Annotated in this window: 15 protein-coding genes; 8 read left to right on the top strand and 7 right to left on the bottom strand. The window is 69.3% G+C overall.

Annotated features, from left to right (window positions below):
* Window positions 1-47: 47 nt before the first annotated feature.
* Window positions 48-980 carry a hypothetical protein gene (locus ACWCO2_RS08845; RefSeq protein WP_450127130.1) on the top strand — a complete coding sequence of 311 codons (933 nt, stop codon included), beginning with the start codon at window positions 48-50 and terminating at the stop codon, window positions 978-980.
* Here ACWCO2_RS08845 and ACWCO2_RS08840 read toward each other — a convergent pair.
* Window positions 956-2,947: an arabinofuranosyltransferase gene (locus tag ACWCO2_RS08840; protein WP_450127129.1), complete on the bottom strand. Its 1,992-nt coding sequence runs from the start codon at window positions 2,945-2,947 to the stop codon at window positions 956-958. The genes ACWCO2_RS08845 and ACWCO2_RS08840 overlap by 25 nt on opposite strands.
* 229 nt (window positions 2,948-3,176) lie before the next feature.
* Here ACWCO2_RS08840 and ACWCO2_RS08835 point away from each other — a divergent pair, with 229 nt between their 5' ends.
* Window positions 3,177-3,800 carry a DUF2567 domain-containing protein gene (locus tag ACWCO2_RS08835; protein ID WP_450127128.1) on the top strand — a complete coding sequence of 208 codons (624 nt, stop codon included), beginning with the start codon at window positions 3,177-3,179 and terminating at the stop codon, window positions 3,798-3,800.
* A 137-nt stretch (window positions 3,801-3,937) separates the two neighbouring features.
* Here ACWCO2_RS08835 and ACWCO2_RS08830 read toward each other — a convergent pair whose 3' ends face one another.
* The 3 genes from ACWCO2_RS08830 to ACWCO2_RS08820 form a co-directional block, all read right to left on the bottom strand.
* On the bottom strand, window positions 3,938-4,930 hold the full coding sequence (locus tag ACWCO2_RS08830) for an EGFR-like transmembrane domain-containing protein (RefSeq protein WP_450127127.1): 993 nt from the start codon (window positions 4,928-4,930) through the stop codon (window positions 3,938-3,940).
* A 250-nt stretch (window positions 4,931-5,180) separates the two neighbouring features.
* Entirely contained in the window at window positions 5,181-5,858 is a 678-nt protein-coding gene (locus tag ACWCO2_RS08825) for an LON peptidase substrate-binding domain-containing protein (protein WP_450127152.1), read from the bottom strand.
* A 79-nt stretch (window positions 5,859-5,937) separates the two neighbouring features.
* On the bottom strand, window positions 5,938-6,588 hold the full coding sequence (locus ACWCO2_RS08820; protein WP_450127151.1) for an NUDIX hydrolase: 651 nt from the start codon (window positions 6,586-6,588) through the stop codon (window positions 5,938-5,940).
* Window positions 6,589-6,740: 152 nt separating this feature from the next.
* Here ACWCO2_RS08820 and nadA point away from each other — a divergent pair, with 152 nt between their 5' ends.
* From nadA to nadC, 3 genes are read left to right on the top strand one after another with little or no spacing between them, the layout of a single operon-like run.
* Window positions 6,741-7,757 carry a quinolinate synthase NadA gene (gene nadA / locus ACWCO2_RS08815; protein WP_450127126.1) on the top strand — a complete coding sequence of 339 codons (1,017 nt, stop codon included), beginning with the start codon at window positions 6,741-6,743 and terminating at the stop codon, window positions 7,755-7,757.
* On the top strand, window positions 7,754-9,358 hold the full coding sequence (locus tag ACWCO2_RS08810) for an L-aspartate oxidase (protein ID WP_450127125.1): 1,605 nt from the start codon (window positions 7,754-7,756) through the stop codon (window positions 9,356-9,358). The genes nadA and ACWCO2_RS08810 overlap by 4 nt, the downstream gene beginning before the upstream one ends.
* A complete protein-coding gene (gene nadC / locus ACWCO2_RS08805; protein ID WP_450127124.1) occupies window positions 9,355-10,203 on the top strand; it encodes a carboxylating nicotinate-nucleotide diphosphorylase in 849 nt (282 codons plus the stop codon). Before ACWCO2_RS08810 ends, nadC begins: the two co-directional genes overlap by 4 nt.
* Before the next feature lie 76 nt (window positions 10,204-10,279).
* On the opposite strand, the gene ACWCO2_RS08800 is transcribed toward nadC, so the two are convergent.
* Window positions 10,280-10,855 (bottom strand): Uma2 family endonuclease, encoded by a 576-nt coding sequence (locus tag ACWCO2_RS08800; protein WP_450127123.1) that lies wholly within the window; start codon window positions 10,853-10,855, stop codon window positions 10,280-10,282.
* A gap of 171 nt (window positions 10,856-11,026) precedes the next feature.
* Here ACWCO2_RS08800 and ACWCO2_RS08795 point away from each other — a divergent pair, with 171 nt between their 5' ends.
* Window positions 11,027-11,974 (top strand): CPBP family intramembrane glutamic endopeptidase, encoded by a 948-nt coding sequence (locus tag ACWCO2_RS08795; RefSeq protein WP_450127122.1) that lies wholly within the window; start codon window positions 11,027-11,029, stop codon window positions 11,972-11,974.
* 89 nt (window positions 11,975-12,063) lie between these two features.
* Here ACWCO2_RS08795 and ACWCO2_RS08790 read toward each other — a convergent pair whose 3' ends face one another.
* On the bottom strand, window positions 12,064-12,855 hold the full coding sequence (locus ACWCO2_RS08790; RefSeq protein ID WP_450127121.1) for a carbon-nitrogen hydrolase family protein: 792 nt from the start codon (window positions 12,853-12,855) through the stop codon (window positions 12,064-12,066).
* A gap of 61 nt (window positions 12,856-12,916) precedes the next feature.
* Between ACWCO2_RS08790 and ACWCO2_RS08785 the strand changes: the two genes are divergently transcribed.
* Window positions 12,917-13,543, top strand: a complete 627-nt coding sequence (locus tag ACWCO2_RS08785) for a GntR family transcriptional regulator (RefSeq protein ID WP_450127120.1) — start codon at window positions 12,917-12,919, stop codon at window positions 13,541-13,543.
* Between the two features lie 178 nt (window positions 13,544-13,721).
* On the opposite strand, the gene ACWCO2_RS08780 is transcribed toward ACWCO2_RS08785, so the two are convergent.
* Window positions 13,722-15,011: an MFS transporter gene (locus ACWCO2_RS08780; protein ID WP_450127119.1), complete on the bottom strand. Its 1,290-nt coding sequence runs from the start codon at window positions 15,009-15,011 to the stop codon at window positions 13,722-13,724.
* A gap of 100 nt (window positions 15,012-15,111) precedes the next feature.
* Here ACWCO2_RS08780 and ACWCO2_RS08775 point away from each other — a divergent pair, with 100 nt between their 5' ends.
* A complete protein-coding gene (locus tag ACWCO2_RS08775) occupies window positions 15,112-15,789 on the top strand; it encodes a DUF2848 domain-containing protein (protein ID WP_450127118.1) in 678 nt (225 codons plus the stop codon).
* Window positions 15,790-15,927 lie beyond the last annotated feature (138 nt).

Here is a 15,927-nt window from a genome sequence, read left to right as displayed (position 1 = left end):
CGCCGCGGAGGAGGTTCGAAACTGGCGTTCCGGCCAGCATTTCGGGCATGACTGAACACCGATTTTCCGACTTCGCAGCCGGGAGCGTCGGGCTGGCGCTGCTGGTGATCCCGCCGGTGTGCTGGGCGACCGGCGCACCCAACCCGCTGGCCGCACCGGGCGACAGCTCCGGCCGATCGCTGGCCCTGCTGCCCCAGCCGATGGCGCACCTGGTCATGGCCGTGTGCGGGGTGGTCGTCGTCGCCGCTGCTGCGTGGCAGAACCGCGCAGTCCAGATCGCCGCGCTCGGCGCGTTCGCGCTACTCCTGGACGCTGGTGCGCTGGCGGCGATCGGCTATCTGCCGTTCATGGCCGTCTCAGCCGTGACGGGTCACGCCGACAACCTCAGCGCTTATCTCTCGGTCTCACTGCTGATGCAGCTCGGCATGGCCGTGGCTGCCGCGAGTCTGCTGTGGACGTTGGTGGACCGGCCGGTGTCCCCATCCGAAACCCACGAGCGCGCACGGATCCGCACCGCGCGGTGGACGAAGATCGCGATGATCGCGCCCCTGGTCTACGCGGCGACGCGGGTGCTGATGGTACTGGACGTGCCGGGGTTCGCCATTCCGTCGATGGACGTGTCGGGCAAGGCGGCCGGCCTCGGGCTGGCCGTGGCCTCGGTCGGCGGTGCCGTGCTCACCTGGGGCCTGATCCGGCCGTGGGGCGAGCGTTGGCCGCGCTGGATCCCGTTCGCCGCGGGCCGCGAGGTTCCGGTCAACTTCCCCGCCGCGACCGCGCTGGCGGTGTCGGTGCTGGTGATGGCGGCGGGCAAGGCGATCCTGGCGCTGGCGTTCACCACCAACACCGAGATCGCCGCCCACCCGATGGCATGGCTGCCGATGCTGCTCTGGCCGCTGTGGTCGGTCGCGTTGGCGCTGGCCGCGCTCAACTACCGAACCCGCCGCACCACCAGTCCTCAGCGCAGCGCGATGACCGTGTAGGGGCCGACGTCGCGCTTGACGAACGCTGGCGAGTCGAACACCGCGCGGTCGAAGTAGACGTCGTAGTCGCGGACGTTCGGCACCTGCGGGAACGCGTCGGCCTTGAGCTGCAGCACCAGCTTGCCCTCCTCGCCCTCGGGCAGCTCCACGGTCGAGTGCGGGCTGTCCGGGTTGCTCAGGATGAACACGTTGGGCGTGCGGAACTTGCTGTCGCGCAGCATGCCGAGGAATTCGTCGCTGGTCTTGGCCGTGGTCCACCGCTGGATCTCGGCGATGCGCTGGTCGTAGTCGCCGAGCGGGTTGGCGTAGTGCGGAGTCTCCTGCTGGAAGCCCCAGTAGGGCATGAAGGACATCAACTTGTAGTCGGTGCTCATCAGCAGGTTCTGCTCCGGAGGACGACCGGTCAGCTCGGCGACCGCGCGGATCTCTTCCGCGTTCCACGAACCGAGCTGCGCCGGGTCGCGCTGCCCCATCGCGTTGTCCCCGGTGGGGTAGTAGTCCTGGTAGGCGGCCTGGATCGACCCCTGCAACTTGTCCCCGATCGCGCTCTGGCTGATCGAGATCGCGCCGAGCAGCCCGAGTGCGCAGGCGACCATGCTGATCTGCAGCGAGTGCCGGGTGTCGAGCTTGCGCCGCAGGTAGCCGATCAGCTCCAGGAGGCCGAACACCCCGGCCACGGCCAGCGTCACGTCGAGGATCACGTTCAGCCGGAACGCCAGCAGCGTGGTCTTGGCGACCAGCGCCAGCGTCGAGAGCAGGAACCAGCAGTAGACCGTGATCACGATGGTGAGCATCGAAGCCGCGACCTCGTTGCGGCGGCAGCGCACCAGCAGCCACACCAGACCCGCCAGGCACAGCACGCCGAACGCGGTGCCCTCCAGCATCGGGGTGGGCAGGAGGGCGCTCTCCTCCGGCAGGTAGTGCTGGGCCGCGCTGCGCGGGTTGTTCAGCAGGAAGTCCGTGGCCAGCAGGTAGGGCCCCCAGGACACCAGCGCGATGACCAGGCTGACCAGGCCGATCGGCAGCAACCGCAGGAACAGCTGGCGAACCGTCGGCCACAGGCGTTCCCCCTGGTGCACCCGGAACGCGCCGATGACCACCGCCATCGTCAGCACCATCAGCACCGCGAAACCGAAGTGCAGGGTGTAGGTGATGGAGGTGAATCCGACGTAGCCGCCGATGCACACCAACGTCCACTTGGGAGCCGGGTCCCGGCGCCGCAGCGCGTGCCAGGCCAGCACCGCGACCGGGGCCAGCCAGGCCGCCGACGGCCACGCGTAGGGCTCCTCGATGCCGTGCAGCATCCCCGCCAGCGCGGTGGCGATCGCGGCCAGCAGCGCGACGCGGCGCCGCACCACCACGCTCCACAGCGTGAACGCCACGACGGTGGTCACCGCGACCCAGGCCAGCGCGTACGGCTTGTACGCCGCCCAGCCCTCCCAGCCGAGGAGGTTCGAGAACCGGCCGCCCAGCCAGAACCAGCCGCTCGGGTAGTAGGGCGGGAGGTCGACGTAGTTCATGTCGGCCAGGCCCGGGGTGCTGGCCATCCGCGTCATGTACTGCATGCGGAAGCCGTTGTCCACAGAGGACCCGCCGTAGTAGAACCTGGTGTTCTGCAGCGGAAGGGCCAGCGCGAGCGTGCTGAACGCGCTCAGCGACACCCAGGTCCCGAACAGCCGCAGCCAGCGCGGCGAGCGGTGGTGCCGGAGTGCCAGCAGCACGAACAGCACGATCAGCACCAGTCCGCTGCCGGTGGCGGCGAGCGCCTCGGGGGCGAAGCTGGGTTCGCTGATGCTCACGTGGGCGGCTGCGAATTGCAGCACCATGCTCACCACGGCGGCGACCGCAGCGCCCAGCAGCAGCTCGGCGATCGTGTTGCGCAGCGGCAGGCGGACCGCTGAGTCCCGCCGCGGTTCGTCGATCGGGCTCGGTCCGGTCAACTTGATGCTCGGCAGGATTCCCGCCACTTCACGCGTCCTTCGGCGTAGCTGACATGGGGGCTCGCGCAGAATAGTTGACGTGCTCCGCGCACCCGGGCATCGGGTGATGCGAGCATCGCGCGCTGTAGCGCTAGGGTGACCGCGACGGCCGGTCGCCGTTGCGGGATCGCAGTTCCAGTTGGCACTGCGACCTGACACCCGGAAGAACTGCGGTTCCGCTCGGAACTGCGGTCTGGCGCCGCTAGGAGGTCGGCGAGTGGCGGACAGCCCCCAAGCACCCCGAGGGGAGTCCCACGGCACTCGTGCCGTCCCGGAGCGGATCGAGGACGAGGTGGATCACCTGATCCCGTACCTCACCGAGCCGCCGGTGCCGCGCGTGGTGGTCAAAGCCGACCTGCTGCCCGCGATCAGCGCGATGTCGCTGATCGCGCTGATCGGGTTGCCCGTGGGGTGGGTGTGGTCCCGGCTGGCGCCGCCGCAGCAGAGCGTGCTCGGACCGAAGGGTTCGCTGACCCCGTTGCTGGTGGAGAGCTACCACGGCTTCGATGCGATCGCGATCTTCATGCTGCTGACGTTCGGCGCCGGTCTGCTGACCGCCTCGGTGCTCTGGCAGATGCGTCGTCGACGTGGCCCGGTGTTGCTCATCGGCGGTGTGCTGGGGTCGCTGCTGGCGGCTTGGCTGGGCATGCAGATGGGTGCCTCGTTCGCCGCCGGGATGTACGAGATGCCGCCGAACCCGCAGCTGGGCGACTTGATCACGGTGGCACCTGAGATCAGCACCGGCTGGGTGATGCTGGCGCAGCCGCTCGCGGTGGCGCTCGGCTACGGCCTCGCGGCTTCCTGGAACGGCCTCGACGACCTCGGTCGCCGCCTCAGCTGAACTTCCTGAGTGTCTGTTTGAAACGTGGCGGTGCGGGTAGCGGAAGCGAGGGTGGGCTGAACGCCTCCGGCGTTTCAAAGACAGGCTCTGAGAAACGACGCACCCCGGCTCTTGAACAGAGCCGGGGTGCGGTTTCGTCAGGGGGCTGCGCGGAGGGATCCGGTCAGCTGGTCGAGCTGGTCGCCGGTGAAGGCGCCTTCCACGTCCTGGTCCGCGGCGGCGATGAGGACCACCGAGCTCTGCCCGTCGCTGTTCGTCGCCACCACGCTGGCCAGCGCCTTCGCCGAGTCGCACGGCCCCGGCTGGGGCAGCGTCACCCGCGCCGTGACGCGGACCGCGGGAATGTTGCCGGGCAGCTGGATCTGCTCCGGTGGGCCGGTTTCGACCACCGGCTTGACGCCGTCGGGGGAGTAGGCCAGGTCGACGAGCTTGGCCAGCGTCTCGTTGGCCACCGTGGTGTCGTCCGGACCCTTGCGGGCGCTCACGCCCGAGGTCGCGCGGTAGCTGCGGGGGTCACCGGGGCAGAAACCGACCTGGTAGTCGGCCACCCCGGTCATGGTCACCGGGTCGTCCGGCGGGCCGTAGGCCTGGATGTTCTCCGGGTTGGGGTCCAGCTCCCAGCCCAGCGGCACGTCGTAGAGCGCGGTGCGCTTGGGCGCCCGCACCACCTGCCACCCCGGGACCACCGGCTGCAAGTCGGGGTTGGCTGCGGTCGGCTGCGTGGTCGGGGCCTGGGTGGGAGTGTTCTGGCTGGTGGTCGGCTTCGCGGGCGGCGGCGTCGGTGCTGCTTCGTTGCCGCTGGGGATGAGCACGACGATCGTGGTGACGATGGCGATCACGGCCACTGCGCCGAGCGCGATCGCGGCGATCATCGGACCCCGGCTCTTCTTCGGCGGGGGCGGGAAACCGCTGATCATGCCCGGGTACTGCGGCTGCTGCTGGTACTGGGGCTGCTGCTGGTACTGGGGCTGCTGGAACTGCGGTGGCTGCTGCGGCTGGCCGAACGCGCCGAATCCCTGGTACTGCCCGCCGGGCTGCTGACCCTGCGCACCGCCCATCGGCTGGCCGGTCAGCGGGTCGTACTGCTGACCGTTTGGATCGGAACCCCATGGACCACCAGGTGAGGACATGAGCTGATCTTATCCAGCGCTCCGACGGTGATCAGGCGCTAGGGATTCGCTGGTCGTGGTTTTGGTTTCTGTTTTTGAGACGCCGGAGGCGGTTAGCCCACCCTCGCAGCTTGCGCCGCCGCGGGTTCTCAGCGTTCGTCCTGGCGAGGACGGCCCCATTGCCGTGCATTTGGCATACATCAAGTGGGGTACCGGACGCTGAGGTTCCGCTACCCGCACCGCCACGCAAAACGACCACCGGAGACAGATTTCAGTTGACGCTGGTGCCTTGGGTGAACTCGGTGAGCGGGGCTGGCACTGCGCGCAGTTCGCGGAGGAATTCCGCTTCGCGCAGCAGCAACCGGCGGACCATGCGAAGCCGTGCCAGCGGATCGGTTTCGGCGAGCAGGTCCTGCCGGTCCTCCACGGTCAGCACGCAGTCGTCGGCCAGCAAGTAGGACAGATCGGCGATATCGGCGTCCGCACCAGGGGTTTCGCGGCGTCCGCCGCGCAGGCCGGTGAAGTGGTAGCGCTGGTGCGCTGCGCGGGCCGTGGTCGTCAGGTGCTCGCGGCGGCCGGGGGAGTCGCTGGCCGGTTCGGTGTCCGGCAACCACTGGACGTGCGCGACGAGGTAAGGCGCGGTGGTGCTGTCGATCTGCAGCAGCCGGAACCGCCGCTCGCCGGCGGCGCTGACGTCGTAGCGCCCACCGGGAAGCTGGCGGACGTCGTCCAGCACCGCGGAGCACCCGACGTCGTACATCGAGTCCACGTTGTCCTCGCCGACCTCCCAGCCCTGCTTGATGGCGATCACGCCGAACCTTCGGTCGGGCACGGCTTCGCCGACGAGGTCGTCGACCAGCTGCCGGTAGCGCGGTTCGAAGACGTGCAGCGGCAGCTGGCCGCCCGGCAGCAACACCGACCCCAGCGGGAACAACGGCAAGACGTCCAACACGCCCCTAAACCTACTTGTCCACCACCGTTCCTGGCTCGTTTTGCGTGGCGGTGCGGGTGCTCACCCCGATGTATGCCTAACTCGGTGGGCGGAAGACCGCGAAGGGGTCGGTGACCTGGAGATCGCGGCTGGTGAAGCGGAACAGGGCCGGGGGGCGACCGCCGGAGGGGCCGGCTGGGACCGTGTGACCGGTGGGTTCCAGGGCGCCGCGGCGGGTGAGGACGCGCTGCAGGTTGGTCGACGCGACCTGGTAGCCGAGCGCGGCGGAGTAGATGTCGCGCAGTTCGGAGACGGTGAACTCGGCGGGGGCCAACGCGAAGCCGATGTTGGTGTAGGACAGCTTGGCGCGCAGCCGGTCCTGGACGGCGAGCACGATCTGCTCGTGGTCGAAGGCCGTCGGCGGCAGGGCTTCGACCGGGTGCCACTGGGTGTCGGCGGGGACCTCGGGGTCGACGTCGGAGGGCACCAGGCCGAGGAACGCGGTGGCCACGACGCGGCGGTCGGGGACCCGGTTCGGGGCGCTGAACACCGACAGCTGCTCGACGTGGGACAGCTTGTGCACGTCGACCTTCTCGGCCAGCTGGCGGCGGATCGAGGTCTCCACGCCCTCAGTGGCCGACAGCCGTCCACCGGGCAGTGACCAGCGGTGCAGGTCCGGTTCCTGAGCGCGCTGCCAGAGCATCACCTGCAGTTGGCCGTCGCGGACTTGGAGCACTCCGGCCAGCACTTCGTGACCAGCGTCGCTCTCATTCGGATGACCAGCGGTGTTAATATGTGGCACGTTTTCGATTCTAAGGCGAAAACCTCGGGGTGGTTGAGCCGGGGTGTTGAAGGGACCTTCCGGACGAGCCGCCCGGGGGATCCGGCGAGGAGGACGAGATGGCCGCCACTGGCATTTGGGAGCGGACCGACGCCGGTTACACGGGAGTCCGGCCTGACGCCGACTGGGCGCGCGAAGTGCGCGCGCTGGCCGACGAGCGCGATGCGGTGCTGCTGGCGCACAACTACCAGCTACCGGAGATCCAGGACGTCGCCGACCACACCGGGGACTCGCTGGCGCTGAGCCGGATCGCGGCCAGCAGCAGCGCGAGCACGATCGTCTTCTGCGGCGTGCACTTCATGGCCGAGACCGCCAAGATCCTCGGTCCGGAGAAGACGGTGCTCATCCCGGACGAGCGCGCGGGCTGCTCGCTGGCCGACTCGATCACCGCCGAGCAGCTGCGCGCCTGGAAGGCCGAGCACCCGGGCGCGGTCGTGGTGTCCTACGTGAACACCACCGCCGACGTGAAGGCGGAGACCGACATCTGCTGCACCTCGTCCAACGCGGTCGACGTGGTGCGCTCCATCCCGGCCGACCGCGAGGTGCTGTTCTGCCCGGACCAGTTCCTCGGCGCGCACGTCAAGCGCGAGACCGGCCGGGACAACCTGCACATCTGGGCCGGGGAGTGCCACGTGCACGCTGGCATCAACGGCCCGGAGCTGGCCGAACGGGCGGCGGCGAACCCGGACGCGGACCTGTTCATCCACCCGGAGTGCGGCTGCGCGACCTCGGCGCTGTACCTGGCGGGGGAGGGCATCGTCGCCTCGGAGCGGGTGAAGATCCTGTCCACCGGCGACATGCTGACCGCGGCGCGTGACACCGGTGCGCGCTCGGTGCTGGTCGCCACCGAGGTCGGGATGCTGCATCAGCTGCGCAAGGCCGCGCCGGAGATCGACTTCCGCGCGGTCAACGACCGGGCCTCCTGCCGGTACATGAAGATGATCACCCCGGCCGCGCTGCTGCGCTGCCTGCGTGAGGGCGCCGACGAGGTGCACGTGCCCACCGACGTCGCCGATCGCGCGCGGGCCTCGGTGGAACGGATGATCGCCATCGGCAAGCCCGGAGGCGGCGAATGACCTGGGAAGCGGGCGCTGACCTGCTCGTCGTCGGCACCGGTGTCGCGGGCATGACCGCGGCGCTGCGGGCCCGCGAGCTGGGACTTCGGGTGCTGGTGGTCAGCAAGGACTCGGTGTCGGCGGGCAACACGAGCTGGGCGCAGGGCGGTATCGCCGTGGTCCGGACCGACGAGCTCGACCCGGGCGACAGCCTGAACAAGCACGTCGAGGACACGCTGACCGCGGGCGTCGGGCTGTGCTCGCGCCCGGCGGTGCGGGAGATCTTGTCCAACGGCGCGGCGGCAATCGCGCGGCTGCGCACGGCCGGTGCTCGCTTCGACGTCGGAGCGGACGGCGAGCTGGCGCGGACCCGCGAAGGCGGGCACAGCGCGTTCCGCGTGATCCACGCGGGCGGCGACGCCACCGGTGCGGAGGTCCAGCGTGCGCTGACCGACGCGGTGCGCGGTGGCGGAATCCCGGTGCTGGAGCAGCATTGCCTGGTCGAGCTGCTGCGCGGCGAGGACGGTTCTGTTGCGGGCGCGCTCGCGATGGACTCCGAGAGCCGACCGGGAGTGCTACGCGCACCTGCGGTTTTGCTGGCCACTGGCGGTCTCGGGCAGCTCTACGCCGCCACGACGAATCCCGAGGTGTCCACTGCGGACGGTGTGGCGCTGGCTTTGCGGGCCGGTGCCACCGTGGCAGATCTGGAGTTTGTGCAGTTCCACCCGACGGTGCTCTACACGCCGGGCGGGCCGCGCGGTCGACGTCCGCTGATCACCGAGGCGGTACGTGGCGAGGGTGCAGTGCTGGTCGACGTGAACGGCCAGCGCGTCATGGCTGGTGAACACCCGCTGGAGGACCTCGCGCCGCGTGACGTGGTGTCGGCGATGATCAACCGTCGTGCCGCGGAAACCGGTTCGGAGCACGTGCTCCTGGACGCGACCAGCATCGGCGCCGGGTTCGCCGAGCGGTTCCCGACGGTGCACGCGGCCTGCCGGGCGGCCGGCATCGACCCGGTGCGCGAACCGATCCCGGTGGCCAGCGCCGCGCACTACTCCTGCGGCGGCGTGATGTCCAGTGTGGACGGCCGTACCTCGGTGACGGGTCTCTACGCGGCGGGTGAGGTGGCCTGCACCGGGTTGCACGGCGCGAACCGGCTGGCGTCCAACAGCCTGCTGGAAGGTCTCGTCGTCGGGGCGCGTGCGGCTGAGGCGGTGGCCAAGGATCTGTGCTGCGGCCTGCTGAACCGCAAGTCGGTCGGCGAATTCGTCCAGCCGGCGCTCGCCGTGGCCGACCGCGAGTTGTTGCAGTCCATCATGAGTCGTCACGCGGGTATCGGGCGCTCCGAAGAGGGGTTGGCCGCTGCCACGAAGGCGCTGGACGACGCTGCGGTGGTTCGTCCACTTCGGACCCGCGAGGCGGTCGAGGACGCGTCGTTGCTGATGACGGCGCAGGCGTTGCTGGCCGCGGCCCGGCAGCGTGCGGAGTCGCGCGGCTGTCACCGGCGCACGGACTTCCTGGACACCGACGACCTGCGCTGGCGGCGCAGCACGGTGTTCCGGCTGGACGCCTCGGGTTGGCTCATCCACACCACGGCGGGGATTGCGAGGACCGCGGCATGACCATCGACATCGACGACGCGCGCGAAGTGGTGCGCACGGCGCTGGCTGAAGACCTGCGCTACGGACCGGACGCGACCACCGAGGCGACGGTCCCGGCCGACGCGATCGCTGAAGCCGGGTTCAACACCCGCCGGGCCGGGGTGGTCGCCGGGCTGCCGCTGGTGCGGCTGGTGCTCGACGAAGTGCTGGGCGCGGACGCCTACGCGGTGCTGTCCGAGCGCGTCGACGGCGACGTGCTGGCGCCGGGCGACTGCGTGCTGCGGGTTAAAGCCCCGGTCCGCGGCCTGCTCACGGCCGAGCGCACGGCGCTGAACCTGCTGTGCCACCTGTCCGGTATCGCCACCGCGACCGCGGCGTGGGTCGAGGCGGTGGAGGGCACCGGCTGCCGCATCCGCGACAGCCGCAAGACCCTGCCCGGCATGCGCGTGCTGCAGAAGTACGCGGTCCGCTGCGGCGGTGGCGTGAACCACCGCATGGGCCTGGGCGATGCGGTGCTGATCAAGGACAACCACGTGGTGGCGGCGGGCTCGGTGGTGGCCGCGGTGCGAGCCTGCCGCGAGCACGCCCCGAACCTCCCGATGGAGGTCGAAGTGTCCACACTGGACGAACTGGACGCGGTCCTGGCCGAAGAGGTGTCCCTGGTCCTCCTGGACAACTTCACCCCAGACCAGTGCGCAGAAGCGGTCCGCCGAGTCCGCTCGGTCTCTCCGGCGACGGAGCTGGAAGCCTCCGGCGGCCTGACCCTCGACGTGGCCAACGCTTACGCCCGAACCGGAGTCCAGTACCTGGCGGTGGGCGGCCTGACCCACTCCTCCCCAGCCCTCGACCTCGGCCTGGACATGTGAGCCAGATTCCGCTCGGCGAGCTCCAGGCGACACCGGAGTGCCCTGAGCGAGCACCGCGGCTCACCGTGGTGCTCGCTCAGAACAAGGCGTCGAAGTCGATGGTGAGGTCAACGGGATCGGATACCGCCAGCTTGTCGACATCCACACCAGCAGGCGCGTAGCGCCTCGTTGCGGGATCCAAGCAGTAGCGGAACACGGCCAAGCGCCGATCGTCCTGGGCATCACTTTCGATGCGCCAGAAGTGTTTGATGCCGGCGGCGGCGTACTCGGCTGGCTTGTCGGTTCGATCGGCGGTGACCGAGTCCGGTGACATCACCTCGACGACCAGCAGGCAATGCTGCGGTCGGAGGATCACGTCGTCGGGGAGTGCGGAGTCGTAGATGACGACGTCCGGACGGCGGTTGAGCAGCGGCACGTCCCGTAGTCGGAGGTCGACGTCGGTGTCAACAGTCAGTTCGGGGCCTGCGGTCTGCTCGAATTCGCCTGCGAGTCGGCGAGCGATCCGCTGGTGCAAGCGTCGGGGGGCGGGGGGCACGACGATGGCTCCATCGACAATCTCGATGCCGCGGCACACTTCTTCGGGCAGCGCCTCGTACTCCGCTGCGCTCAGCCCTTCAGGCGGAAGTGCCATCCAGTCGGGAAGCGCGATCATTGTCGAGCCCCTCTCCCTACGAGTACTGGACCAGCGTAGCCATACGCCCCGTCGCCGGGGATCTCGTGCGGCAGACCCTTCACCTGTGGTAGCGAGACGTTGCCCGTCGTGACGAAGGTTTGGGTGTTCGGGGATGATCCGAGAATGGTGAACGGTCGGGGAGAACCTCTTGTGAGCACTGCGCAGCCTGATCAAGGCCTGCCGTCGCCGTTGTTGGGCGGGATCTACCGGGCTCGGCGGCCCAGCGGGCCGATCGTCGGGTTGGCCGTCGTCGTGGGGTTCCTGGTGGTCGGGCAGACCGCCGGGGCGATGGTGCTGGCCTCGGTGTTCGGGGTGCCGGTCGGGGCTCTGGTCGGTGGGCCGGCGGACCTGACCGTCCAGCTCATCATGTTGTTCAGCTTCCTCGGCATCGTCGGGTTGCTGGCGCTGTGGATCTGGTTCAAGGAGCAGCGGCCGTTCGGCAGCGTCGGGTTCTTCCCGGCTTCGCGCATCGGCCCGCACCTGGCGATCGGCGCTGCGGCCGCGGTGGTGCTGGTGTCCGTGCCCGTCGGCGTGAACCTCCTCAGTGGACAGTTCGATCTCGCCGCGGTGCACACCGCGCAGGTGGGCGGCGCTTTCATCGCGCTCATCGGGTTTGCAGTGCAGGCCAGCACCGAGGAGGTCATCACCCGCGGTTACCTGATGCAGGTCACCTACCGGAAGTGGGGGCTGACGGCCGCGATCGCCTTCCAAGCGGTGGTGTTCGCGCTGCTGCACGGCATCAACCCGAACGTGAGCGTGGTGGCCCTGATCAACATCCTGCTGATCGCGCTGCTGCTGGCGTTCTGGGCGCTGGCCGAGGGTGGCCTGTGGGGAGTGTGCGCCTTCCACACGATGTGGAACTGGTTCCAGGGCAACGTCTACGGCATCGAGGTGTCCGGCATGGGCGTCCAGACGACGATGCTCAGCATCGGCGGCACCCCAGGAAGCGCAGACCTCCTGACGGGCGGCAGCTTCGGCATCGAAGCCAGCCTCCTCGTCACCGCGGTCCTGACGATCGGCGCCGTCCTCGCAGCCCTCACCTTCCGTCGCCGCACCCGACCGGAGACCGGAGAGGGTGCCAATTTCGCGAGAAATTGACATCCCCAGGCGTGGCGGCGGGTCGCTCGAGTGGGGGGTTGGTGCCAATTTCTCTCGAAATTGGCACCAACCCGGGTGACTCGGCTGGGTCAGAAGCGGCGGTTGGTGAGGACCGGGATCGCTTGGCGGGCCTGGTCGACCGCGTCGGTATCCACGTCGACGACCAGGACGTCCGGGGCGTCGGCGAGCTGGGCGTGGATCTTGCCGAAGGGCGAGGCGGCGAGGCTGTAGCCGATGCCCGTGGGGGCCTTGCCGGTTGGTTCGCGGCCGATGCTGCGGGGGTCGGCTTGGCCGCAGGCCACCACCCAGGACGTCGAGTCCAGGGCGCGGGCTCGGACCAGGAGTTCCCACTGCTCGCGCTTGCCTTCGCCTGAACCCCAAGAGGCCGAGGTGACGATGACTGACGCGCCGCGGTCGGCCAGTGCGGTGTAGAGGCCGGGGAAACGGACGTCGTAGCAGGTCGTGAAGCCGACCTTGGTGCCGTCGAGGTCCACAACGACCGGTTCCGCGCCGGGGGCGACGGTGTCGGACTCGGCGAAGCCGAAGGCGTCGAAGAGGTGGATCTTGTCGTAGGCGGTGTCGATGCCGCGGCCGGTGATCAGCAGCGTGTTGGTGACCCGGCCGTCGTCAGCGGGGGTGAACATGCCGGCCACCACCGCGATGCCGGCCTCGTCGGCCAGGCGCCGCACCTCGGTGGCCCACGGCCCGTCCAGCGGTTCGGCCAGCGGGCCGAGCTTGACGCCGAAGCAGGCCATCGTCGCTTCCGGGAACACCGCGAGGTCCGCCCCGGCCTCGGCGGCCCGGCGCACGCCGTCGGCCACCAGCTCGAGGTTCGCCTTCGGATCCGGGCCGGTCACGATCTGGCACAACGCAATCCGCATAACCATCCTCCACAACCGTTACCATGTTTGTATACCAGCGATATGCAAGAAGGGGTACTCGTTGCCGTCCGGACGCGAACTCGCCTACGACCACCTCAAGGACACCGTCCTCAGCGACCCGTCGATGCAGGGGCAGTTCGTCAACGAACAGGCCCTGGCCGACGAGATCGGAGTGTCCCGCACGCCGATCCGAGAGGCGCTGCTCCTGCTCGCCGCCGAGGAGCTGGTGCAACTGGTGCCCAAGCGCGGCGCCTACATCGCGCCGGTCGGCGGGCGCGAGATCCGCGAGCTGTTCGAGATCCGCGCCATGATCGAGTGCTACGTCGCTCGTCGCGCCGTCGAGCTCGACGCGGTGCCGGTGGCCGAGATGCGCGCCGAGATCGACGGTCAGCGCGAGCTGGTCGGCGATGATGAGGCCCGCGCGTTCATCGACCGGGACCACCGCTTCCACTCGGCTCTGGTCCGCGCGGTCGGCAACGACATGCTGAGCAAGACCTACGACGGACTGCGCGCTCGGCAGATCCGCGCCGGCATCGTGGCCCTGTTCTCCCACGGCGGCCGCCGCAAGGCGGTGCTGGTCGAACACGAGGCGATCGTCGACGCCCTCGAAGCCGGCGACGCGGAAGCCGCCACAGCGGCGATCATCGCCCACCTCTCGGCCACCCAGCAGGTCCTCATCGAGGGCTGAGGGGCTCCCGAATTTCCCTAAAATTGGAAACCCCCAGCCTGCGCGGGCACCGCAGGAGTTCCCAAGTTTAGGGAAATTTGGGAACTCACGTGCCGTCGGGGGTGCGGAGAGCTCCCAAGTTTAGGGAAATTTGGAACCCCTCCCGGGTGACCAGGAGGGGTTCCGGTGTCGGGGGACTTCACTGCGCGTCGCGGCGTCCGAGGGTGAGGCCGATGAGGGTCACCACGCAGGTCGCCAGCAGGTAGATGGCCGGGGCGACCCAGGTCTCGAAGTAGGCGAACAGCGACGTGAACAGCAGCGGCGCCAGCGCACCACCGATCACACCGGCCAGCGTGTAGGCCAGCGACGATCCGGTCGAGCGCAGAGCCGGGCTGAACTGCTCGGACACGAACGCCGCCTGCGGGCCGTACATGAGCGCGTGCCACACCAGGCCGACGACCACGCCGATGATCAGCAGCGGCGCCGAACCGCCCTGGACCATCGGGAAGAACACGAACGGCCACACTGCCGCCCCGATTGCGCCCACCGTGTAGACCCGCCGACGGCCGAGCCGGTCGGACAGCGCACCGGCCAGCGGCATCAGGAAGAGCTGCAGCGTCGAGCCGAGCATGACGCCGGTGACCGCCCAGCTCTTGGGCACGTCCAGCTGCTGCGTCGCGTAGGTGAGCACGAAGACCGTGAACAGCGCGTAGAGCACGTCCGGGCCGACGCGGGAGAGGATCGCCGACACCAGCGCCCGCGGTTCGCGGGTGAAGACCTCGCGCACCGGCGCGCCGGCCTGCTCGCCCTTCTCCTGGAGTTCCTTGAAGACCGGGGTTTCCTCCAGCTTCACCCGGATCCACATGCCGAAGATCACCAGCACGGCCGAGAGCAGGAACGCCACTCGCCAGCCCCAGGACATGAACTGCTCCTGGGTGAGCGTCGCGGCCAGCACCGCCAGCACGCCGTTGGCCATCAGGTTGCCCGCAGGCGGGCCGATCTGCGCCGCCGATGCCCAGAAGCCGCGGTGCTTCTCGCTGCCGAACTCGCTGGACAGCAGCACCGCGCCGCCCCACTCGCCGCCGATGCCGACGCCCTGGGCGAACCGCAGGATCACCAGCAGCACCGCGCCGAGCGAGCCGACCTGCTCGTGCGTGGGCAGCAGGCCGATGAACACCGTCGAGATGCCGGTGACCAGCAGCGTGATGACCAGGACTTGCTTGCGGCCGAGGACGTCGCCGAGGCGGCCGAAGACGAAGCCGCCCAGCGGGCGGGAGACGTAGCCGACGGCGTAGGTGGAGAACGCCAGCAGCGTGCCCGAGAGCGGGTCGTGGCTGGGGAAGAACAGCTGGCCGAACACCAGCGCCGAGGCCACCGAGTAGGCGGCGAAGTCGTACCACTCCAAGGACGTTCCGCTCAGCGACGCGACGAACGCCTTGATCAGGTCCTTGCGGGGTGGCCGTGCGGTGGCGGGGAGGGCTTGAGTCATCGAGGTCCTTGTCGTCCCGACTGGTCGGCTTCCCGCGCCGCAGCGCGGGAAGTTGTGATACGAAATGTATACAACAAGTATGCCGGTCTTGGAGGGGATTGTGTTTCCACTGCGTTTCGATGTCAACGGCGAGATCGTCGAGGTGTCGGTGACGACGCTGCTCAACGGCGGCTACGCCGGTCGCAGCCAGGACGACGTGGCCGCGCACGTCGCCGAGCTGGCCGAGCTCGGGGTGCCCGCGCCGACCAGCACGCCCTGCCTGTACCCGGTCGCGCCGTACCTGGCGATGCAGCCCGAGCAGGTCCCGGTGCAGCACGAACGCACCTCCGGTGAGGCGGAGTGGGCGCTGATCGTCGCCGGGCCGGAGGAGCGCGACGTGCTGCTCACGGTGGCCTGCGACCACACCGACCGGGCGCTGGAGGTGCACGGCGTCGCGTGGAGCAAGCAGGCCGGGCCGGACGTGCTGGGGCGCCAGGCGTGGCGGCTGGTCGACGTCGCCGACCGCATCGACGAGCTCACCCTGACCGCTTGGGCGGGCGGCGAGCAGATCCAGCGGGGCACCCTGGCCGAGCTGCACTCGCCGCAGTACTGGCTCGACGACCTGCGGGAACGCGGTCTGCTGAAGCCGGGCACCGTGCTGCTGTCCGGCACGATCCCGATGGACTCGGCGGTCGACCAGTTCGCCGACTCCTGGCGCGTGGAGCTCGGCGACCCGAAGACCGGTGCCACCATCGCCTGCGAGTACCGCCTCGACCGCATGCCCGACCCGGTCGCCTGAGATCCGTGCAGGCCCGTGAGCACTTCGTGGCGTCACAATCCCCGAAAGTGCTCACGGGACTACCTGCCGGAGTTGTTCCGGAAGGGAGTTTGGCGAGGAACGTCTCAGCCTTGTTGATAAAGATTTGCAGCAGTGCTT

Source organism: Saccharopolyspora sp. NPDC002376 (assembly GCF_053593195.1).
Note: the sequence above shows the minus strand (reverse complement) of the source record. Positions and strands in the feature narration are given on the sequence as shown.